Source organism: Spirosoma foliorum, assembly GCF_014117325.1.
GTDB lineage: Bacteria > Bacteroidota > Bacteroidia > Cytophagales > Spirosomataceae > Spirosoma > Spirosoma foliorum.
In genome coordinates this window covers 6,151,315-6,174,855 of sequence record NZ_CP059732.1, presented here as the reverse complement: position 1 = coordinate 6,174,855, position 23,541 = coordinate 6,151,315, and the positions used below count along the sequence as shown (strand labels likewise).

The 23,541-nt window shown below is 50.2% G+C and carries 11 protein-coding genes; 2 read left to right on the top strand and 9 right to left on the bottom strand.

The window, feature by feature from the left end; translation table 11 throughout:
- Both H3H32_RS26015 and H3H32_RS26010 read right to left on the bottom strand, forming a co-directional pair.
- Positions 1-8,070 (bottom strand): SdrD B-like domain-containing protein, encoded by an 8,070-nt coding sequence (locus H3H32_RS26015; RefSeq protein ID WP_182458672.1) that lies wholly within the window; start codon positions 8,068-8,070, stop codon positions 1-3.
- Between the two features lie 846 nt (positions 8,071-8,916).
- Positions 8,917-9,444: a CopD family protein gene (locus H3H32_RS26010; RefSeq protein WP_182458671.1), complete on the bottom strand. Its 528-nt coding sequence runs from the start codon at positions 9,442-9,444 to the stop codon at positions 8,917-8,919.
- Between the two features lie 166 nt (positions 9,445-9,610).
- Between H3H32_RS26010 and H3H32_RS26005 the strand changes: the two genes are divergently transcribed.
- Positions 9,611-11,413: a hypothetical protein gene (locus H3H32_RS26005; RefSeq protein ID WP_182458670.1), complete on the top strand. Its 1,803-nt coding sequence runs from the start codon at positions 9,611-9,613 to the stop codon at positions 11,411-11,413.
- Positions 11,414-11,541: 128 nt separating this feature from the next.
- On the opposite strand, the gene H3H32_RS26000 is transcribed toward H3H32_RS26005, so the two are convergent.
- The gene (locus tag H3H32_RS26000) at positions 11,542-12,441 is read right to left on the bottom strand and encodes a LysR family transcriptional regulator (protein ID WP_182458669.1); all 900 of its coding nucleotides are present in this window, start codon (positions 12,439-12,441) and stop codon (positions 11,542-11,544) included.
- A 229-nt stretch (positions 12,442-12,670) separates the two neighbouring features.
- On the opposite strand from H3H32_RS26000, the gene H3H32_RS25995 reads away from it, so the two are divergent.
- Complete coding sequence (locus tag H3H32_RS25995) at positions 12,671-13,309, top strand: NAD(P)H-dependent oxidoreductase (protein ID WP_182458668.1); 639 nt, start codon at positions 12,671-12,673, stop codon at positions 13,307-13,309.
- A 113-nt stretch (positions 13,310-13,422) separates the two neighbouring features.
- Here H3H32_RS25995 and H3H32_RS25990 read toward each other — a convergent pair whose 3' ends face one another.
- From H3H32_RS25990 to H3H32_RS25965, 6 genes are all read right to left on the bottom strand, one after another.
- Entirely contained in the window at positions 13,423-15,063 is a 1,641-nt protein-coding gene (locus H3H32_RS25990) for a tannase/feruloyl esterase family alpha/beta hydrolase (RefSeq protein WP_240543494.1), read from the bottom strand.
- 118 nt (positions 15,064-15,181) lie between these two features.
- On the bottom strand, positions 15,182-16,711 hold the full coding sequence (locus H3H32_RS25985) for a class I adenylate-forming enzyme family protein (protein WP_182458667.1): 1,530 nt from the start codon (positions 16,709-16,711) through the stop codon (positions 15,182-15,184).
- A gap of 68 nt (positions 16,712-16,779) precedes the next feature.
- Positions 16,780-18,051, bottom strand: a complete 1,272-nt coding sequence (locus tag H3H32_RS25980; protein WP_182458666.1) for an MFS transporter — start codon at positions 18,049-18,051, stop codon at positions 16,780-16,782.
- A gap of 2 nt (positions 18,052-18,053) precedes the next feature.
- Complete coding sequence (locus H3H32_RS25975) at positions 18,054-19,091, bottom strand: Gfo/Idh/MocA family oxidoreductase (RefSeq protein ID WP_182458665.1); 1,038 nt, start codon at positions 19,089-19,091, stop codon at positions 18,054-18,056.
- Between the two features lie 101 nt (positions 19,092-19,192).
- Positions 19,193-21,304 (bottom strand): outer membrane protein assembly factor BamB family protein, encoded by a 2,112-nt coding sequence (locus tag H3H32_RS25970; protein WP_182458664.1) that lies wholly within the window; start codon positions 21,302-21,304, stop codon positions 19,193-19,195.
- A 207-nt stretch (positions 21,305-21,511) separates the two neighbouring features.
- Positions 21,512-23,470: a heparinase II/III domain-containing protein gene (locus H3H32_RS25965; protein WP_182458663.1), complete on the bottom strand. Its 1,959-nt coding sequence runs from the start codon at positions 23,468-23,470 to the stop codon at positions 21,512-21,514.
- Positions 23,471-23,541 lie beyond the last annotated feature (71 nt).

Sequence of the window (23,541 nt, the reverse complement as noted above, 5' to 3'; positions counted from 1 at the left end):
TTAGGCACGTTGACGTTCTGGTGTTAATCCTGCCGAGAAGATATACGTGTCATAACCTGTTGTTGCCGTTAGGCTTGCCGTCTGACCATCGCAAACACTCATGGACGTTAAGGTTACAACTGGATTCGGATTCACTGTGATACTACCCGTTGCCGTCGCCGAGCAACCTTCCGTACTGATGGCCGTTACCGAGTAGACGCCCGCTGTTGTGCCCGTAGCTACATTCGATGTGCCGACCTGAGTGAGCCCTGCCGAGAAGAGGTAAGTGTCGTAACCTGTGGTAGCGGTTAAGGTTGCCGATTGACCCGCGCAGATGGTCGCTGAGGAAAGCGTGACTACTGGGTTCGGATTCACTGTAATGCTACCCGTTGCCGTCGCCGAGCAGCCTTCGGTGCTGATGGCCGTCACCGAATAGTTTCCTGTCGTTGTGCCAATGGCTACATTGGACGTTCCAACTTGAGTCAAGCCCGCTGAGAAGACATAAGTGTCATAACCCGAAGTGGCCGTCAGACTGGCCGTCTGACCATCACACACCGTAGCTGAAGTCAGGGTTACCACTGGTAATGGATTCACTGTGATGGTGCCTGTTCCTGTTCCGACACAGCCTTCCGTGCTGGTTGCCGTTACCGAATACGTACCACCTACTGAACCTGTCGCCATGTTAGGCTGACCCGGTACTGGTGTTAATCCGGCTGAGAAAGCATAACTAGCATAACCCGCCGTGGCTACCAGCGTAGCCGATTGGCCCGCGCAAACTGTCGCTGATGACAGATCAACCACAGGTACTGGGTTCACCGTAATGGAGCCCGTTGTCGTCGCCGAACAACCTGTGTTGCTGATGGCCGTTACTGAATAGATTCCCGCTACTGTGCCCGTGGCCACATTCGACGTACCTGATTGAGTCAAGCCTGCCGAGAAAATGTAGGTGTCATAACCCGCGGTTGCCGTCAGTGTTGCGGTTTGCCCCGCACAAATCGTAGCTGAAGACAGGGTAACGACTGGGTTAGCGTTGATGGTGATACTACCCGTCGCTGAAGCTGAACACCCTTCAGTGCTAATGGCCGTCACGGAATAGGTACCATTGGCAGTACCAATAGCCACATTCGAGCTACCGATCTGAGTCAGGCCCGCCGAGAAAATATACGTATCATAACCCGCCGTAGCCGTTAGACTGGCCGTTTGACCATTACAAACGATAGCTGATGATAGGTCAACGACTGGCAGCGGGTTCACTGTGATGGTGCCTGTCCCCGTTCCAACACAACCTTCCGTGCTGGTTGCCGTTACCGAGTAAGTTCCACCTACCGAACCTGTGGCCATATTGGGTTGGCCAGCTACTTGTGTTAATCCAGCTGAGAAAGCATAACTAGCATAACCTGCTGTGGCCACCAGCGTTGCCGATTGGCCTGCACAAACTGTTGCCGACGAGAGCGTGACGACTGGCAGTGGGTTCACCGTGATGGAGCCTGCCGTCGTTGCCGAACAGCCTTCTGTAGTGATTGCGGTTACTGAGTAGGTTCCTGCGGTTGTGCCTGTGGCCACATTAGAGTTACCAACCTGAGTGAGCCCAGCTGAGAAGAGGTAGGTATCATAACCCGTAGTAGCTGATAGCACTGCTGTTTGTCCAGCACAAATCGTGGCCGAAGACAGGGTAACGACTGGGTTGGCGTTGATAGTGATCGAGCCTGTCGCCGAAGCCGAACACCCTTCAGTGCTGATGGCCGTTACGGAGTATGTTCCGCCCACTGTGCCAACAGCTACATTAGAGCTACCGATCTGGGTCAAGCCTGCCGAGAAGACATAGGACGCGTACCCCGCAGTGGCCGTCAGACTTGCTGTCTGACCATCACACACCGTAGCTGAAGTCAGGGTTACCACTGGTAACGGGTTCACCGTGATAGAACCTGAGCCCGTTCCGACGCAACCTTCCGTGCTGGTTGCCGTTACTGAATACGTACCGCCTACCGAACCTGTCGCCATGTTAGGTTGACCCGGCATCGGTGTTAACCCGGCTGAGAAAGCATAGCTGGCATATCCCGTAGTGGCTACCAGCGTTGCTGATTGACCCGCGCAGACCGTCGCTGATGAGAGGGTAACAACTGGCAGCGGGTTCACCGTAATGGAGCCTGCTGCTGTCGCCGAACAACCTGCACTGCTAATGGCTGTTACCGAGTAGGTGGCACCTACTGTACCTGTAGCCACATTGGAGCTACCTACCTGAGTTAATCCCGTTGAGAAGATATACGAGGTATATCCTGATGTAGCGGATAGCACTGCTGTTTGTCCAGCGCAAATGGTGGCTGAGGACAGCGTAACAATCGGTAGCGGATTAATTGTGATACTACCAGTTGCCGTCGCCGAGCAGCCTTCGGTACTGATGGCCGTTACCGAATAGATACCACTGGCTGTACCAATAGCCACATTGGAACTACCAATCTGAGTCAGACCAGATGAGAAGACGTACGAGGCATAACCTGCCGTAGCCGTCAGACTAGCCGTCTGCCCATCACACACCGTGGCCGAGGTCAAGTTTACTACTGGTAGCGGATTCACTGTGATAGAACCTGTTCCCGTTCCAACACAACCTTCCGTGCTGGTGGCCGTTACCGAATACGTACTGCCTACTAAACCTGTGGCTATATTGGGCTGACCCGTTACCGGTGTTAATCCAGCTGAGAAAGCATAACTAGCATAACCTGCTGTGGCCACCAGCGTTGCCGATTGACCTGCGCAGACCGTTGCCGACGAGAGAGTAACCACTGGCAATGGGTTCACTGTGATGGAGCCTGTAGCCGTTGCCGAACAACCTGCATTACTGATGGCCGTTACCGAGTAGATACCTGCTGTTGTGCCCGTAGCCACATTCGAGCTGCCTGATTGCGTCAGTCCGGCTGAGAAGATATACGTGTCATAACCCGTGCTAGCTGATAGCACCGCTGTTTGTCCGGCGCAAATGGTTGCCGAGGACAGCGCGACTACTGGGTTAGCGTTGATGATGATGCTACCCGTCGCTGAAGCTGAACACCCTGCGGTGCTGATGGCTGTTACCGAGTACGTTCCACCCACTGTGCCAACGGCTACATTGGAGGTGCCGATCTGAGTCAAACCCGACGAGAAGACGTACGAGGCATAACCCGCAGTGGCCGCCAAGCTGGCTGTCTGGCTAGCACATACGGTAGCTGAAGTCAGGTTTACAACCGGTAATGGATTCACGGTGATGGTACCGGTTGCCGTTGTGGAACAGCCTAATGCTGTAGTAGCGGTTACACTATAAATGCCAGCGGTGGTACCAGTTGCCTGGTTCGTGGTGCCGAGGTGAGTTAAACTAGTTGAGAAGACGTAGGTTGCAAAACCACTTGTTGCAGTCAGAGTTGCCGTTTGACCCGCACAGATGGTTGCCGAAGAGAGCGTCAGAGCAGGTACCGGATTAACTATGATGCTACCCGTTGCCGTAGTTGAACAACCTAGTGCGGTCGTTGCCGTTACCGAGTAAATAGTTGCGATAGTACCAGTTGCCTGGTTTGTGGTGCCGATTCGGGTTAATCCGGTTGAGAATACATAATTGGCAAAACCTGTTGTCGCCGTTAGTGTTGCTGACTGACCCGCGCAAATGGTGGCCGACGAGAGCGTCAAAGCAGGCAGCGGGTTCACGGTAATAGTGCCCGTTGCCGTAGTTGAACAACCTAGTGCTGTGGTGGCGGTTACACTGTAAACTCCAGCCGCCGTGCCGCTAGCTACGTTAGTTGGACTTCCCTGGGTTAGACTCGACGAGAAGACATAGGTTGCAAAACCCGTTGAGGCCGTTAGCGTTGCCGACTGTCCAGCACAAATCGTTGCAGATGACAGCGTTAGTGCAGGCAGTGGGTTCACCGTGATGGTACCCGTTGCCGTAGTTGAACAACCTAGTGCCGTAGTGGCCGTTACGCTATAGATTCCACCGGTTGTACCGGTAGCCTGGCTGGTCGAACCTATTTGAGTAAGTCCAGCCGAAAAAGCATAGGTCGCAAAGCCCGTTCCGCCTGCTACTAATGTCGCCGTTTGACCCGCGCAGATTGTCGCTGAGGATAACGTGACCGTTGGTAGTGGGTTCACCGTGATAGAACCCGTTGCGGTGGTTGAACAGCCTAAGGCTGTGGTGGCCGTTACCGAGTAGATATTTGTGGTAGTACCCGTGGCCTGGTTTGTCGTGCCGATTCGGGTTAATCCAGTTGAGAAAACATAATTGGCAAAACCAGCCGTCGCCGTCAGTGTTGCTGATTGTCCGGCACAGATCGTGGCTGATGAGAGGGTCAGAGCCGGTAGTGGATTGACGGTGATGCTACCCGTCGCGGTGGTTGAACAGCCTAAGGCCGTGGTGGCCGTTACCGAGTAGGTATTTGCTGTGGTACCGGTGGCCTGGTTGGTAGCACCTACTTGGGTTAGCCCCGACGAGAAGACATAAGTTGCAAAACCACTTGAGGCCGTTAGCGTTGCAGACTGTCCGGCGCAGATGGTCGCTGACGAGAGCGTCAGAGCAGGTAGTGGGTTGACGGTGATGCTGCCCGTTGCGGTAGCTGAACAGCCCTGGGCTGTAGTAGCGGTTACACTGTAAACTCCAGCCGCTGTGCTGCTGGCTACGTTAGTTGGACTTCCCTGGGTTAGACTTGTCGAGAAGACATAGGTCGCAAAACCCGTTGAGGCCGTTAGTGTCGCGGTTTGGCCAGCACAAATCGTTGCAGATGACAGGGTCAAAGCAGGTAGCGGATTGACAGTGATAGTACCTGTTGCCGTAGTTGAACAACCTAAGGCCGTAGTAGCCGTTACGCTATAGATTCCACCGGTTGTACCGGTGGCCTGGCTGGTCGAGCCTATTTGTGTTAAACCTGATGAGAAGGTATAAGAAGCAAAACCCGTTCCACCTGCTACTAATGTCGCTGTCTGGCCCGCACAAATGGTGGCGGAAGACAGGGTCAGAGTAGGTATTGGATTAACTGTGATCGAGCCTACTGCCGAAGCCGAACAACCGACCGAATTCGTTGCTGTTACCGAATAGATATTTGCGGCAGTACCTGTTGCCTGATTCGTGGCCCCTAGTTGTGTTAAACCCGATGAGAAGGTATAAGAAGCAAGGCCTGCTGTTGCAGTTAAGGTTGCCGTTTGACCCGCACAAATCGTGGCCGACGAAAGCGTTACCGTAGGTGGCGTATTAACGGTGATGGTTCCTGCTCCGCCAGTAGTAGACGATACTCCAACACAACCATTGCTATTGACAACTGTGACTGAATAAGTGCTAGCTGCGGAACCCGTCGCCTGGTTTGTGGTGCCTATCCGCGTTAGACCTGACGAGAAGGTATAGTTGGTGAAGCCCGACGTTGCGGTCAGGGTTGCGGATTGGCCCGTACAAATCGTGGCTGAGGAGAGCGTCACTACAGGTAATGCATTCACCGTAATACTACCACTAGCTGTGCCTGTGCAGCCGAACGAATTTACGGCCGTTACGGAGTATGTTCCATTTACACTACCACTCGCCACGTTGGTCGTACCAACCTGGGTTAATCCCGACGAGAATGTATAGCTGCTAAAACCTGATGTGGCGGTTAGACTGACGGTTTGACCCGCGCAAATGGTTCCAGAGGTTAACGTTAAAGCCAGCGGAGTACAGGCATAACCGACATCATAAGTAAAGTTGTTTTGTCCCGCAGTTCCAAGCGTTATGGAAATAGCTCCGGTAGCATCAGCATCGGAGTCAATCGCTCCACCATTTGTACCTGTAGCTGAGTTCGGAAATGCACTTATGGTGAAGGCGCTGACACTGGTTGGGAAACTCAGTGTATAGCTGCCACCCGCCGTCAATGTTAAGTTTTCTATGGAACTAGCGGTACTGGTTCCAGTGGCACTGGAAAAATAATACTCCCCATTGGCGTCAGTAACTGCCGTTGCAATCGTAGTATTGCCAGGCCCACGCAGAACAACCTGTACGCCAGCTAAACCCGGTTCACCTGGGTCCTGAACCCCATTGTTGTTCACATCCCGGAAAACACGGTTACCAATCTGAATCGGTGGCAGGTCGCAATTAAGTTCAAGATCGCCCAGACCATTGGCTTTCCCAAAGGTTGATACGCCACTACTCACGTAAATCTGTACACTAGTTGAAGGGCTACCAGAGCCATCCGAATTTTTGAATCGCCGAACACCCCCCGCATCAACAGCGTTGGTTGGGTCAAGTACAATAGAGGCTACCTCGCCAGTTCCCGGAAATAAGGCTAGTCCACCTTCACTCATTTCGAGGTGATAAGGGTTGGTTGTATTAGGTATGGCTATAGCATCACTATAATAATATTCACCTCCACCGGGCCCCTGATTTGTGTTGGCCCCCGCAGTGGCTGGACCACCACAGACGCGAGCATTGCTTTCAAGCGTCCAGAGGTTTACCCCAGGCGTACATTGCCCCGCTCGCAAAATATCGCCCGGAGCAATGGCCCGGTACAATTGCGTATTGGTTCCGGCTGGATCTGCTCCCAAGTTATTGTTCCCGTATTGATCGCCGAAACGGTCGCGTATACTAAGGATCATCGACCCATCCACGTCGAATTCGATACCCGACAGCATCGGTTGCGGGTAACTGGCATTGGCAAGGTCATTTCGACTATATCGGTTCGGGAGTTGCCCGGCTGTTGGGGTCGGGTAAGAGGGTTGTACGCTAACCCAGGGAAACCAGCGGTCAGAACGGCTCACGCCGGTTTGGTCATTGTCAGTAGCTCCTTTTGTATAGCTAAGTGGAAACGACAAAACCGTTGTAAAGCTAGAGTTAACCGGGTTGAACTCAAAGACATAGGCGACCATTGTCGATGGGTCTCGGGTTACCAACGAAGTCGTTCCACCAGTTGAACCTGTCCCTAAGTTTACCGTTGTCGATACCGCTTCATTGGTGGTAACGGCCCCTACGTAAACGCGCCCTCGATAGACTTTAAGGGCAAACGGTCGCAAAACACTACCTGTTGTCTGCGTAGGAGCAGGTAACGTAAAACTGGTGATAGAAGCAGTGGCTGCCGTTGGATTCGTTGTATTCGCATTCGTGATCGGAATTTGGTATAACCGTCGATCGCCGAGGTTAATCGCGTAGAGCTCTGTGCCATCTTCCGAAAGTTCAATATCGCCTAAGCCCGCTTTACCTACCTGATCAAACGTAGAAACATCATAGTTTGTCGTCGTTGTAGCAGTCGGTAATCCTCTGGCTGAGTTGGTACCAACAACGGTTGTTCCGCCTATAGCAGCCGGCGAAACCGCTGAAACAGCGGTGGGCAGCGTAGCAAACACTGTGCTTGTATAGGTTGTGCCTGAACCCGGTTTTGTAATATAAATAGCACCGGCACCGCCTGTTCCAAGCCCAGAGTGCCGTTTTACAAAAGCGGCTGTGTATATATTTTTAGAGGTTCGGTTGTAGGCAACGCCAAATACCGTTCCTATCTGAACGTTGGTTGCAACGGCAGTTTCCGTTGGCGTGTTACCAGTACTACTATAAGGTAAGGAGACTAAGACGGGCTGTGTACCAGCGTTTCCTCCGCCGGCGGGGTCACCGTTTACATAACAGGGGACAATGAAGTTGGGAGCAGCCTGGCAATAATCGAAAGGGTAGTTAATCCCTAAGTTGATTCCCGTAGCTGGCGAAGTGGTAACAAACTGAACCGACGTTCCACTTGCAGTACCTCGTTGACCGTCGTAGTAACCAGAGGGTAAATTGACAAACTCAACCCGATAGGGGGCTGTTCCGGATACCGTAACCGTGTAGGACCCTGCTGTAGCCGTGGCAGAACTGGTAACAGTAGTGCCTGCTAATGCGCCTGCAGCATTATACACGTTGACGGTTACGCCCCCAACCCCGATTTCACCTTCCAGCGGTGTGGCAGCCGTGAAGCTCCGGACACCATCTTCGTTAAAATCCCGATAAACTGCACCTGAGATTTGGGCCCTAGCCGTTTGTGATAAGGCTACGAAAAAAAATAAGAGACAGACAATTTGGTACAAATGGGATGATTTTGCCCAAATGGAACGATTCAGATCACCCTTTTTTGTGTAAAGGTTTTTTTTCATAGTACTATCAGTTGAGCAGTTACTGAAAAAATAATTGTGAATCCGCTCTGTCGAAGATGAAAACGATAACTTTCCCTTAAGTCGGAATGGTGATTACCTTGTTAGACAAATGGAGTGCCACTTTGGTAGGAACTAGGCTTTAGTGTTTATTTATAGCTACGTAAAGTGTATTTATATGCTTATTGGTAACTTAATAGTATATGTATATTTGTATTGATAAAACAGTATATTTATATGTAGACGCAGGTGTAATTATAAATAATCAAATGATTTATAATCAATGATTTAAATAAAAAACGGATTAATTGAGTCGAAGTCGAAAGATGTTCTTTAAGTATGTAAAAATTGTACAATATATATATAGCGTAGGCGAAATGGGTTGAAAATTCCCCCACGATCTTTGTCGATATATTCCTTGAATCAGGCACGAAAAGACTACCCTTTTTGCCTTGCAGGTCGATTTTTACGAGGGGCGAAGCTCCCACTAATTGCGTGCCAAACTAAATGTATAGAAGTAAAAGTCTCGTGATTACGGTAGTAAATAACACGAATACACTAAATGTATTTTGATTTGGCAATTGTTTATTGGCCTAATTGTATGCCAACCCTGTTTGTATGGTCGTATAAATTCGCATCGAATTGAGCCCGTAACCCCTTGATAGGTATGCCTTAAAACGACTGAAGTGTTACGATTAATGATAGGATTTTATGCTGAACGCCGACCGGGATACGTGCACAACAGAGTTTACCATTCGTCGCATTTTCGAATGAGTTTGCTACGTCGATGGGAGGTAGTTTTCAGGAAGGTAAGTTTACGCTGATAGTCAGTTAATCTACTGCGGAAAGCTAGTCTTTTCTTAGGCGCTTATACACCCGAATGGCCACCATCAAAACGACAAGTAAAGCCAACAGTCCAAGCATACCCCAGAGCATATTCAGGGCATCTTTAAGGACGACCAGAAACACAATAGCGAACAAAAATAACGTGGCTACTTCGTTCCAGATACGGAGCTGGGTAGACGTATAACGAAACTCTCCCCGTTGCTCCTGCCGAAAAATGGCATGACACAAACCATGATATACGTATAAGCCTAAGACGAGTATCAGTTTGTAAATCAACCAGGTGGGCGTTGCTCCGTAGTTATACCAGGTATTTAGCCCCAGCAATAGCGTCATTACTGCCGAGGGCCAGGTAATGCCAAACCAGAGTCGGCGTTGCATGAGCAATAATTGTTTCTGCAGAACGCTGCGTCCCGGCTCCTCCTGCGATTCGGCTTCGGTGGCGTAGATGAATAGCCTGGGTATGTAAAACAAGCCCGCAAACCAGGTCACGACAAAAATAATGTGGAGGGCTTTACTGTAGAAAAACGTCATGATTCAGCGCAGAGAGGATATTGACGGGTAAAGATACAACCCAGAGCGTATCCTGATAAAAATCAGTTGACCATCCTATCATTATCAATTTCTGCCCGAGGGCACTCCGGTATCTTTATCGCTGAATTTGAAGGCAAACTGCCTGTATTTCTCCCCTCGCTTTTTTATGAGTACACCCATCCATAGCTTTCATATTCCGGTCATGGGCCTGGCTTATACCATCGATTCTCCGCTCAAAGTGGCGCGTTTTGGTATCAATTCCGTGCTGTCTATTGTGGAAGATCGGCTGATTGAGTCCATGCGGAATTACTATTATCAGCAGGTCAATGAACCCTACGTGCCGATAACGGCTAACGAAAAAGACTATCGCGCCCGGCGGATTACAGACTACCTCGACCTGATGAATCGAACGATTCAGGCGCAGATGGAAACGCTGAAAAATGCTGCTTTTGAAGCCGGTTCTGAGTTGGTTAAGTATTTTGAGATGCTACCCGACGATAGCACCTTGAAAGCTATTTATCAAAAGATGGTACAGTCGGACAATGCGTTGGAAAAGGCTAGTCTGCAACAAAGCCTGAGAAGCCATATTCAGCCTGGGAGTATTGATGTCAACATCATGACAAAAGTTGACAAAAACAACCTTGACCGGAATGGGCTGATACGTGAGAATGGCTCCGATGCCCTAACCGCCTTGCAGGGATACGCCAGGAGCACCCTTACAAACTCCTCGATTATTTTCTCGGCAGGACTAAATCCACGGCTGTTCAACTACCTGGAAAACTGTCCTGAATTCGACGCCAAAGGGTTGGGTGAGTTTGACAAGAAGATTGTGATTAAAGTGAGCGATTACCGCTCTGCGCTGATTCAGGGGAAATATCTGGCCAAGAAAGGCGTTTGGGTCAGTGAGTTTCGGGTCGAATCGGGACTCAATTGCGGTGGACACGCCTTTGCCACCGACGGGTATTTGATGGGGCCGATTCTGGAAGAGTTCAAACAGAAGAAAGCGGAATTGGTCGATTCACTTTTTGGTCTTTATATCAATGCGTTACAACAGAAAGGAAAGCAAGTTTTTGCCGAGCCGCACCCGATTAAACTGACGGTTCAGGGTGGTATTGGTACGCATGAGGAAGACCAGTTTCTGCATCAGTACTATGGAGCCGAAAGCACTGGCTGGGGTACCCCTTTTCTGCTGGTTCCCGAAGCGACAACGGTAGATGATGACACATTGGCGAAACTTCAAAAAGCAGGGCAGAACGACGTTGTTCTAAGTAAAGCTTCTCCGCTGGGCGTTCGTTTTTATTACCTGAAAGGAACCAGTTCAGAACTGGAAAGACTCCGCCGGATTAATCGAGGAATACCTGGAAGCCCCTGTACCGAAAAGCATTTGGTCACCAATACCGAATTTACTAAAGAGCCGATCTGTACGGCTTCACAGCAATACCAGAAGTTAAAGCTGGCGCAGCTCCAATTGCTCAATCTCTCCGTCGAGGAGTACACAAAACAGGTTGCTGAACTGCAAGGGAAAGAGTGTTTGTGCATTGGATTGAGTAACGCCATTTCGCATGTGTACAACGTGCCTTTCCTGAAAAAGCTTCATGCCGTAACCATCTGCCCCGGTCCAAACATTGCTTACTTTTCCAAGATCGTTTCTCTTCAGGAAATGACCGATCACATCTACGGTCGCGCCAATCTGCTCAGTGGGCCAATACGTCCACACATGTTCCTAAATGAACTTACACAGTACCTGAATTATCTGGAAGAACAACTGGCTGAGGCTGACCCTGCTGATGCCAAACGCCAGACCTATTTACGGAATTTCGGCCGGAATTTAGAGGAAGGAATCAACTATTACCGCCAATTAACACCGAGTCTGTTTAGCACACCTGCTGCAGAAAACGCGTTTTTAGTGGGTCTGGATCAGGCTCATGAACGTCTTCAACTAGTAGTGCAAGAGCCTTTGGCGGTGTAGGGGAGTTCGATTTTTATGAAAAACTTGGCTTTTTTTGTCATTCCGACGTCAGGAGGAATCTCAACGTTGCGTATTAGTCAAACTCGAGATTCCTCCTGACGTCGGAATGACAAAAAAAGGCATGGAACCTAACCATTCTGGCTCTCGAAAATCTGCTTAATGCGGTTAATCTCGTTTGTATAGATTGTCTTCTTACGGGTACCGAAATAGAGTGTATTTTCCATGACCTTCTTGCCTTCCCAAACCAGCTTCACTTTGCCTTGCTCAAGCTCATTCCGGCATAGAAAATCAGGAATGACCGAGAATCCTATTCCGTCGCTCAGGCAACGCACGATGGAGCAAATGTTCGGTACGATGTAGTTGGGCTTGAAGTCGGGGTGAGTGTTGAAATTCAGGTACCAGAATTTCTTCAAGTGCTCCATATCGGCGGCTGTACTGTACCAAATTTGCTGCTTTAACCACGCTTCAGCGTCGCTGCTTTTTCCTTCTGTCACAAGGTTGTTGAAGACATTGCTATCCGATTTAGCCCCACCAATAAGCACAATTCGCTCTTTCGAAAATGGCTGATACTCCAGGTTCGTCTGGGTGCCTTTTTGTGGGGTAATGATTAAGTCCAGAAGCCCCTTATCAAGATCCTGTTGCATTTGAACATACTCGCCAAACTTGATAATGACGTTGAACGGGAGTGTACTCATGTGTGGCTCCAGCGTAAACTGAAAGGTCTCAAAACACATCCCGATGCTGATGGTTGCCTTGTCGGTTTTCGAACTTTTGTTGAACTGCTGTTCGGCGGCTTCGAGTTTGCTGATTGGCTCCAGGATGTAATTGTACATCAACTTGCCCCGTTCGGTAGGTACCATTTTCCGGGCGGCCCGATCGAATAATTTATAACCCGTGTGCGCTTCCAGTGAATTCAGATGGAGACTAACGCCAGGCTGAGAAATGTATAACGTCTGAGCCGCTGCCGTTAGCGAGCCGGTTTCGTAGATGGCTTTAAACGTTCGAAACCATTCCAGATTAACAATCATAATCTATCAGTTTTATGATGCAAATCTACTAGTTAACTTATTTTTATGATAATATAGGCTGCGCTAATTTTGCATAACAATAAAAGACGAGATAGAACGCGGATTTTTATGATTAGCAAGATGATCTATGATTTATATAATTTCTGTTTATCTCTGATGGTCAGATTTAAATCATAAACCAATCATATTGGCCCTGAAAATCAGCGTTCTATTTAAATCGAACACATCCATGAAGAATATATTTGTTATCAACGGCGGGCAGAAATTCGCTCATTCGGGCGGTGCTTTTAATGAAACACTGACTAACTGGACACTTGATTTTTTACGGCAACACCCCGATGAGTTTGCCGTACAGGTAACCCACGTTAACGACGACTATGATCCAGCCGACGAAGTAGAAAAATACAAATGGGCCGATGTGATCATTTACCACACGCCTATCTGGTGGTTTCAATTACCACACCGATTGAAGGAATACATTGATCGGGTCTTCACCGCTGGCCATCAGCAGGGTATGTATACCAGCGATGGCCGTTCGCGGAAAAATCCAGCTATCAACTACGGCACAGGCGGCTCGTTGCACGGTCGACACTATATGCTGACGACAAGCTGGAATGCACCCGAAGAAGCCTTTACCTTACCAGGTGAGTTTTTCGGTCAAAAAAGCGTCGATGAAGGCGTGATGTTTGGATTTCACCGGATGATGGCCTTCACGGGCGTGCAGCCCCTGGAAAGCATTCACTTTCACGATGTCGAAAAGAACGTTAACATTAGCCGCGACAAAGATTTGTACAGGGCGCACTTGGAGAAAGTGTTTTTGGGTCAGGCTGTTGCGGATGTTCTCGTGGGGTCAGATTCTCAAATCTGACCCTAATGAGGTTTCTCAAAACCGAATTGTATGAACGAACCGTTCGGTTTTGAGAAACCTCACTAAGGCAGGTTTAAGAACCTGCCTTCACAGACACTCACTACTTTCGATCCTTACTTCAAATACCGTTCAGCAGGCGTTAACACCGCGTTCCTCGGAGAATCGACTCCCCGATAACTGTCAGGAGCGTTCGGATCACCGCTGGTGTATTTCGGTAGTTTGGGGTAGGGGAAGACGGGGCGTTGGAATCGGACGGCATTGGTGGAAACGCCACCTGTATAAGCTGTAGCAATTAGTTTATCGGGAGCAACACCCTGTTCGACCCAGTTGATGAGTGCCGTTAACATATCGTGGTTGCGATCCTGCGGAACGGTGAGTGCCAGATTTTGGCCGCAGTCGTTTAAGCCTGGCCCTCCGCTACAATGCGCCATGCCCGGTATCAGGTAGAACCGGAAGAAATCACCTGTTGGCTTCAGACCACCCTGCGCTTTGATAACCCGCTCGTAATAGCTGACAGCATCCTGATAGGGAACAAGCGGATCGGAGGTTCCGGAGTACATCAGAATTTTTCCGCCCTTCTTTTTCAGGGGAGCGAGATCGGGATTATTGGCGTTGAGGATCGGCGCTAATAAGGAATCCATCTTATCCTGATCACGATCAAAGTCGAACGTGGTGTAATCGAAATCGTTGCCGAACGCCCATTTGTATTGGTAGAATAAAGCGGGTGGGGACTGTTTCGGGTTTTGTTGATACTCGATGCCCGCACCTGAATTCTCGCTTCCGAGCGGAATGGGCGTGTAAATGCGTTCGCCGGTTCGGGGATTGACGGGGCCAGCGTATATTTTTTTTAGGGCGGCCAATTGAGGACCGGTGAGGCAGGTGCCATCATCAGTGCCGTCTGGACATTTGGGCAATGTTTCTGGGTCAAATTTACAGGCACTTGCGTCGGTCAGGAAGTTATCGTTCGGTGCACCACCATCTTTACCCGCGCAAGCTTTGACCACGGCGTTGGTTATGAATGCGATCTTCTCCTTCGGGAGAAATGCGCTGCCCGGTATCTGGTTGGTAACCTTGTAATTCCAGACAAAACCCGTGTGTAAATGGGTGCGGTTGTTCGCCGGAGCACCCGCCAGAATCCCATTGTAATCGTCGGGGTAACGTTGGGCTTCCATCAATGCCTGCTGACCACCCGTCGAACAGCCCGCGAAGTAGGCGTGGTGAAATGGTTTCTGGTAATAGGCTTGCGTGATGGCTTTCGCGGTTACCGTCATTTCATGGGTAGCCCGATGGCCGAAATCCACCCAGCGTTCGGGATGGCCGACAGCTTCGTTGGCGTTGGGTGAGGTTCCCATGTCGGTATTCGTCGTGGCAAATCCCCGCTTTAGTCCATTGACCAAAGCACCATACGAAACGCTTCCTGCACCTCCGCCCGTACCCGTTCCCAGAAAACGGCCATTCCAGTTCGTTTCGGGTAGCCAAACTTCTATGCGAATCATGGACTCAGGCGTGGGTTTCAATGTAGCTGCGACCCGACAAAAAGCGGGTAAGTCGGCTATAGGCTGACTACTTCCAGGTGGCGTAAATGATCCCGCAGGCACACAGTCGGCCAGTGTGATGGTTGCTTCCGGAAATGTTTTTTGGGCGAGTTGTCGACAAGGGCAATCGGAAGAGGGAGCGTTATTTTGGGCATTTAAAATGGTGACCGCCAACATGAAGAACAGCGTAAGGGTGGAAGTGTAGTTTTTATGAATCATGTTGAGTATTCGTGTTGATTTCTTTATTCTCACCGGGTTGAAATCCGGTGCAAAACATAGGATAAATGAACTGCACTGGGTTTTAACCCGGTGAGAATGAAAAAACTGATTACCTATTTCACCATTTTCTCATAGCGCTATAGCGCTCCTGCAGTTCATTCTTTAGGACTTTCCCGGCTACATTCTTCGGAAATTCATCAAGTAACATCATGGCTGAAATCTTCTGATAACGGGCTTCAATGTGTTGATTCGTCCAGTCTTTAAGCTCCCTAATAGAAACTTCTGCAACCAATCGGACGGCGGCAACGGGAGTTTCGCCCCAGTCGGGGTGAGGTACGCCAAATACGGCTACTTCGGCTACTGACGGATGGCGAATGATAATCTCTTCAATGTCTTTGGGGTACACATTCACACCACCCGAAATAATCAGGTCTTTCTTCCGGCCTGCCAGAAACAGATAGCCATCATTGTCAATGTAACCCAGGTCGCCGGTGTAAAGCCAGCCATTCCGAAGCGCATCGGCGGTTAACGCTGGTTTTTTGTAGTAACCCGAGGTTAGAAAAGGTGCCCGGCCAATGATTTCCCCGACTTCGCCCGTTGGTAGTTCCAGGCCCTCATCGTCGACAATTTTCATCTCCGAAAACCAGATCGGTCGCCCAACCGAACCCGTTTTCTCGGCCGAAACAGTCTTGTCCAAAACGGTCATGAAACCTTCTGTTAGGCCGTATAGCTCGTAGAACGTATTCGGAAATCGTCGGATCAACTCTTCTTTCTGCTCGCTCAGCAACGGCGCTCCCACCGACAAAATGTATTCGATGGCCGGCATTTTACTGATCGTAAATTCCGGGTAGCGCAAACAGGATGCAATTTGAGTTGGTACCAGAATCGTGTGCGTAACGCCCTCACTGGCCAGTGTTTGTAAGACGGGCTGTACCGAAAATTCTTTCATTAACACATAGGTGCAGCCGATGAACATGGCGGGCATAAACGTCAGCATGGCGCCGTTGAATACAATGGAGCCGGAGTGCATAATGACGCTTTCGGGCCGAATACGGTAGGCGTTGGCAAACAACGTTCCGTACATGGATCGGACGAAATGAGAATGCATGATGCCCTTGGGCAATCCAGTTGTGCCACTGCTGTACATAATGTTGTACAGATCGTCACCACTTAGGTCAAGCGTAGGCGGTTCCTCTGGCGAAGCGGCCTCCCCCAAAGCCGCATACGATTGCCAGTTGGATTGCTCGCCATCGGTTAACCAGTAGTTTGTAGCCGGAATAATCAGCTCATTGCGAACTTCATCCAGAAAAGAAGCATGGGCAGAGTCGGTCAGAACCAACCCCGAATCGGCATCATTGAGCAAGTTTATTAGACCTCGTCCACGCACCATCGGACTCATCGGTACCAGCACTGCGCCCAGCTTCGCTACCGCCCAAAACGCTTCGTACAACTCGCGGCTATTGGGCAGCACGGTGGCTACTTTGTCCCCTTTACCAATGCCAACTGCACGCAATGCATTGGCCATCCGGTTGACACTCCGGTTCAGTTCCGCAAACGTCAGGCGTGTATCGTCAAAGACGAACGCCAGATGGTTAGGCCGGAATTGAGCGTGCTGCGTCAGCCAGTGGTTGATGGTAAGGGGATACATATAGAACGCTGATTTTTATGATTACTATGGTTAAAAATGATCTTAATCCATCATATAGATCATAAAAATCAGCGTTCTATCGACTCAACTGGTTTCAACTTAGGCGCAAAGAAGTGGATACATAACCAGGCCAGTATATAGGCGCTGCCGCAGAGCAAAAACAGGTAGTTATAGCCGATGGTAATATCGCCCTGTGCTTTATACGTATCCAGCAACGCACCCACCACAATGGGGAAGGCGAGTCCACCCAGCGAACCAGCCATGCCACCTAGCCCAACAACCGAACTAACGGCATTCTTGGGAAACATATCCGACACGAGCGTAAACAGGTTGGCACTCCAGGCTTGGTGAGCAGCAACGGCCAGACTCAGCAACCCAACCACTTCCCAGATAGAGGTTGCGTAACGGGTCAGTACAATGGGCACAATGCAGAGCGCGTAGAGCAGCATGGCCGTTTTACGGGAGCGGTTGATCGTCCAGCCCCGGCGGATGAAATAACCGGATAAATACCCACCACCCACGCTACCCAGCGTAGCGGCTGTGTATACGAAAATGAGCGGTAAGCTGGGCTTTTTCAGGTCAAGATTAAATGAGGAGGCAAAATAAGAAGGTAGCCAGAACAGGAAAAACCACCAGACCGGGTCGGTGAATAGTTTGCCCAGCACGAAGGCCCAGGTTTGCCGATACTTAAGGAGATTCAGCCACGGAATCGATTCGCCGGTAGTGCTTTCGGCATCGCTGGTGATATAAACCAGTTCTTCTGAGGATAGCTTTTTATGCCGTTGCGGATTTTCGTAGCTCATCCACCAGAAAACAAGCCAGATGAACCCAACCAGTCCCGTCAGCACGAACGCCATTTGCCAGCCATAAGCCCCCAATACCCAGGGGACTAGAATAGGCGCAACCACTGCACCGATGTTTGTGCCGGAGTTAAAGATACCTGTTGCCAGTGCCCGTTCCTTTCGGGGAAACCACTCGGCTACGGTTTTAATGGCCGCCGGGAAGTTTCCGCCTTCGCCTAAACCCAGCAGAGCGCGGTAAACGCCAAAGCCGAACGTGCTGGTTGCCAACCCATGCATCATCGCGGCTATGCTCCACACCGAAACGGCAATCGCATAGCCCATTTTGGTGCCGATGGTATCGATCAATCGACCAAAGACAACATAGCTAAAGGCATAAGCGGCCTGAAACGCCATCACGATATGGCTGTAATCGGTTTCGGTCCAGTTGAAAACGGTTTCTAACGTGGGTTTGAGCAGGCTGATTACCTGTCGGTCCAGATAGTTTATAGTCGTAGCTACAAACAGAAGCACTACAATTCGCCAGCGGTAGGTGGTCATGATTAATAAGCGATGGTACGTTGAGTTTGGCTACTTTCCAGCGCTAGGTCGATGACACGGGCAAGTTGTTGAATATCGGCGGGGGTGATAGCGGGTTCGGCTCCGTTCACAATCGCATCGTAGAGGTTGTCGTAAAAAGGGGTGTAATTGCCGGGCTCACTTTCAATGACTTCGGCTTTCCCATCTCTGTAAAGCGTTCCCCAACGATCCTCTGGTTCAACCCCCCAATCGGGCCGATTTGGTAATTCGTTGAGCCGTTGGCGTTCCTCCTGCACATCTAAGCCGCCTTTGATAAACGAGCCTTTGGTGCCATGCAGACTAAATCGTAGCTGATTATGATACACCAGCAGATTGGATTCAAGCCGAACGATCTTATCGGGATAGCCCAGTTTTATGTCGAAATAGTCAGGCACATGGCTGTTCGGACGGAGGATTCGGATGCTAGCCTGTACGGTGTCGGGTTTGCCAAACAGGTTCAGCGCCTGATCGAGCAAGTGGGGCCCTAAGTTGTACAGATTGCCCCGCCCTGGACCGGCCTGTTCTTTCCAACTTTGGGAATTCGGTGGAACAGGCGAGTAGCGATCATACAGGCATTCATAATCAACGAGTTCCCCTAAGGCATCTTCGGCTAGTAAACGTTTGATCGTTAAAAAGTCAGAATCCCACCGCCGATTTTGGTAAGCGGTAGCGATTTTGCCCTTCTGTTTGGCTAACGCCAATAACTCAATGGCTTCGGCTTCCGAAAGCGCAAATGGTTTTTCAACCACGACGTTTTTGCCTTGTTCGAGTGCCTTTCGCGCATAGTCGACATGTGTTTCGTTGGGCGAACAAATGAAAACGAGATCGATAGCCGGATCGGCGAACAGCTCTTCCGGTGTAGCAACCCACTCAATCGACGGATCAAACTCACGAACCGCATCAGGACGGCTACTGGCGATTTTCTTTATATGAAACTTCGGATTGACAGACAGAAACGGCGTATGGAAATACCGCCCAGACAAGCCAAAACCAACCAAACCAACGTTAATTACGGAAGACATATTTGGGGTATTCGATTTACGGTTTGTGGTTTACGGTTGGCTGACGCAGGTCTTGCTGACGCGTCAGCCAACCGTAAACCACAAACCGTAAACCCAGATACCTACTCTAAAGCAAAAGCGACGTACTTATCTCCTGATTTTGTGTTCAATTTTCCGCCACCACAAGCAATGACCACATACTGTTTGCCTCCTACCGAATAGGTACTGGGCGATGCATATCCTGCGGCTGGCAGTTGAACCTGCCACAGAATTTTACCCGTTTTTTTGTCAAATGCCCGTAGCTGCTCGTCTTTACTGGCGGCAATAAACAACAGATTGCTGCCCGTTACAAGCGGTCCGCCATAGTTATCGGTTCCGGTTGGTGCAATACCTCTCGCGGTGAGTTCTTTATACTCACCCAACGGTACCTGCCAACGATGCTCGCCCGTATTAAGATCGATGGCTGTTAAAGTTCCCCAGGGCGGTGCGCTCACGGGATAACCCTTGCTGTCGTACCAGCGATTGTAGCCCGTATGCTGATAAGGCAGCCCCGCTTTCTGAGCGCTCACGGTTTGCGTCGTATTGCCTTTGTTAAACAGAAAATCGACGATAGCTTTGCGTTCGGCTTCGGGAAGATGTGAAAAAGAAGGCATCATCCCCCGACCTTTCAACAACACCTGATGAACGGCATCGGAGGACAGTCGTGCTTCCAGTCCCAATAACGAAGGATATGAACCATCGTGATTTCCCCGTCGGTCGGCACCGTGGCAAGCGGCACAACGCAAGCTGTACAATTGTGCCCCCGTTACCGACGCATTACCGGTAGGTTGCTCTTTCAGCACCAATGAGGAAAAGCAGGGATTTTGCTTGGCAGGTATATAGATCACTCCCTCTGGATCGACCGCCGAGCCGCCCCATTGCGCACCGCCATCGGTACCGGGGAAGAAGATGGTCATTGTTGACGTCAGTGGAATATATGGACTGCCCGTATGAGCTTTTCGCAATGTGGCTACGATTTCATCCCGGTTCGATGCCCAGGGGTTAATGTCTTTTTCGGTGAATGATTGCTTCGTAAACGGCGCGGGTTTCGTTGGGATAGGTTGCGTTCGGCTGGGGTATTCTCCCGAAACGGCAGCGGCTGGAAACGCTTTCTCGATGACCGGAAACAACGGCTTCCCCGTAACCCGATCAAAAACGAAAACGTGGCCCTGTTTGGTCGTTTGTGCGACGGCATCAATTTTTCGGGGCCGACCGTCGGTTCCGGCTTGAACAACGGTTAACAAACTTGGGGGTGCGGGTGGGTCACGATCCCAGATGTCGTGATGCACAAACTGAAAATGCCAGAGCCGTTTGCCTGTTGTTGCATCTAATGCCAGCAAACAATTGGCGTAAAGGTTATTGCCTTTTCGATTGCCGCCGTAAAAATCATAAGCTGCGGAACCCGTTGGGATGTACACAATACCTCGATCCCGGTCGATGGCCATACCCGCCCAGGCATTGGCACCGCCCAGTCGTTGGCGCGGATTGGCAGGTGCCCAAGTGTCGTAGCCAAATTCGCCGGGTTGCGGGATGGTGTGAAATGTCCAGACCTTTTGGCCCGTTCGAACATCATAAGCACGCACATCTCCCAGCAAGGCCGTTTCGCCCTCGGAGACGCGCACACCCACAATGACCAGGTTTTTGTAAATGGTGTTGGGCGTGTTGGGCTGAACGTAATTATCGGCACCGGGTCGTTCAATGCCTTCTTTCAGGTCAATACGTCCACGTTGGCCAAAGCTGTCAACGGGTTTACCCGTCTTTGCCTCGAAGGCGTAAAGCCATTTGCCTGCACCAAACAAAATGCGTTTATCCGAGCCATCCGCCCAGTACGTTACGCCCCGACTGGTGGTGCCGCCGTTGTCGGTCAATTTCGTTCGCCAGATTTCCTGACCCGTTGCGGCATTCAACGCAAATGTCTGTGTATTAGCTGAAACGCCGTACAAAACGCCATCAACAACAATAGGGTTGCATTGCATCTGGGTTCGGTTGCCCGTTGTATCGGCTCCGCCCGATGAATAGGTCCAGGCTACTTTTAGTTGTTGTACATTCTCCGGATTTATTTGTGTCAATGGCGAGAAATGGCTTCGGGCACCGTCGCCATTGTATTCGCTCCAGTTCGTGTCGGGTAAGACAGGAATGTGCCCAAACTGGAAGGCAATCAGGAGCAACGACGCTATGATCAGCAGGTATTTCATGACATGGGAAAGTACAGAATAGCAGCTTTTTTAATGTAAAGTCGGGATTAATTTTGGCCTATAGGGCCTTTACAGCCAAAGGCGTTGGTAGGTAGCGTCAACAGAATGGAATCCTGTGCCGTTAGGTACAAGACCTGTTGGCTACCAACGCTACGCTGTGTAGGCCCTATGGGCCAATCGCTGGAGGATTTGCTGTCGCCGTTCTCGTTAATTTACTGTTGATACTACATATCTGAATTTGTCCTGGGCTGCCAGCGATTGGTTGGTCAGGAGTATTCGGAAGATATCCTGCACCTGCCATTTCTGCCGGAATATTTTGTCGTCGGACTGATCTAGTGGCAACTTTTCAACCGAGACTTTCCATTTGGTGGCATCATACTCCAGACTCACTTTTTTGCCGCCAACCTGCTCGAAAATAAGTTTGCCGGGTTGACTGGTATTGACGGTGCAGATGGTCATGAACGTTTGCGAGAGGCTTTTTAAGGGCGCAGTCGCCGTGTACTCGTCCCCAATTTCAATCGTATTTTTGGGTGTGGTTTTTATTGTCCGCGTCCATTTTTTGAGAGTTGTCGTTGGCGGGTAGGCGGTTTCGATATCCATCCGTAAATCGGTTGTGTTGGCCGGATGCGTATAGACCACGTTCGTAGCTTCAAACTTCCGCCCGGCTGACTGTGGAATACCGTTGATGGTTGGCAGATTGTGGTAAGGCGAGGTGTTGTACCAGGAATTGTAGCGCTCGGCCGAGAACGTTTTGGCCGTGTACGTTCCAGAACCCGCATCAATAATGACGGGTGTACTATTCGCGTAGATAATGAAATCGCCAACATCGTTATGGTTGTGGCTTTCGTTGTTATGTCCCCCGTGCGAGGCTACATACAAACGGTCGTTGCTGGTGCGGGCACCCATCAGCTGAATATCAGCAAACCAGACGCTAGACAGATCAGGTGCTTTCAGATTGCTGGAGGATGTAACAACTTTTGCCATTTCGGGCAGACTCAACCAGTCAAACAGCGCCCGTTGTTTGGTATTGGTTTCGCCCGAAATCGGTTGGCTGGAACGTGAATAGAACCAGGTTGCCAGTTGCACCAGTTGCGGGTCATTGACCGCTTTTCCAATCCGATATAAAAAAGGGGCGTCGACCTGGATGGTGGGACTGGCGTCGGCGGTGTTGATGAAGTAGTTACCCGCGATGTGCGTCTTGTAAATGTAGGCCGCCATATTTCTGATCAGCGGTTCCTGATACACATTTACTTTGCCTTTTGTAGCCTGATTCAGGACTTCCAACGCATCGAATGTGCTTCCACCCGCCACAAACCAGTAAGATGGGCCTTCGTCGCAACCACCATCATCGCCCAGGCTGTTGAGGTAGTTATCGAGCAACAGCATGGAATAGTGCAAGTTTTTGACCCGACGTGCTTCATCTTTCTCCATCAGCAGATTGGTCAACTGCCAGTTCGAGATGATCCAGGGATTCCAGTTGTTAACGGGCTTATCATCCACATTGCCCAGGTAGCCATATCGGGCGGTTTCCATAGGCTTCAGCACCCGGCGATTCAGTTCATACTGGATTCGGGGACGCAACAATTTGGACTTACTCTCAAGCACAGGGCCAACCAGATAATCGGTCAGCGATAGCATAACGGCCGTTTCCGCTGAAACCAGATCGACGGTGGGTTCTTCGACGTCGGGCAATCCTAACCTGGCTTTCTGCAAATACAGATGCACCGGAATACCCCAATAAGTTTCTTCGCAGGTTGACCAGACGCCATTCATGATGTCTTCAGCAAAACGCCCTTTTCCCTCAATGGCTTCAGCCCATACCAGACTCATTAAATGTGCCCGCCGTTTAGCCTGAAAATTAGAGTACTCCGTACGGTCGCCGGTACGCGTGGAGGTGAGCAGGAGTGAGGCCGAAATTGCGGGCCAGTCTTTCCCCAACCAGTTTTCACCTTTCTTAATAAGCTGTTGCCGAAGTGAGTCCGGTAAGCGGGTCTGCCACTCAGCCGCTGTCTGTGGAAACGGCTTCCAGTCTGCCCGAGGAATCAACGAACTGGCTACATCCGCTTCCGAAAAACGACTGAGAATATGGCGTTCTTTCCGCTGGGCGTGAGTGATGGATGAAGCGAAAAGGAGTATCAGAATGATATGTATGCGGGAGCTTATCATTGAGTTAATGGAGTTTGGTGGTGTCAGCTACTTATAGCTGACACTCTGAGGTTTCTTAAAACCTATAGGTG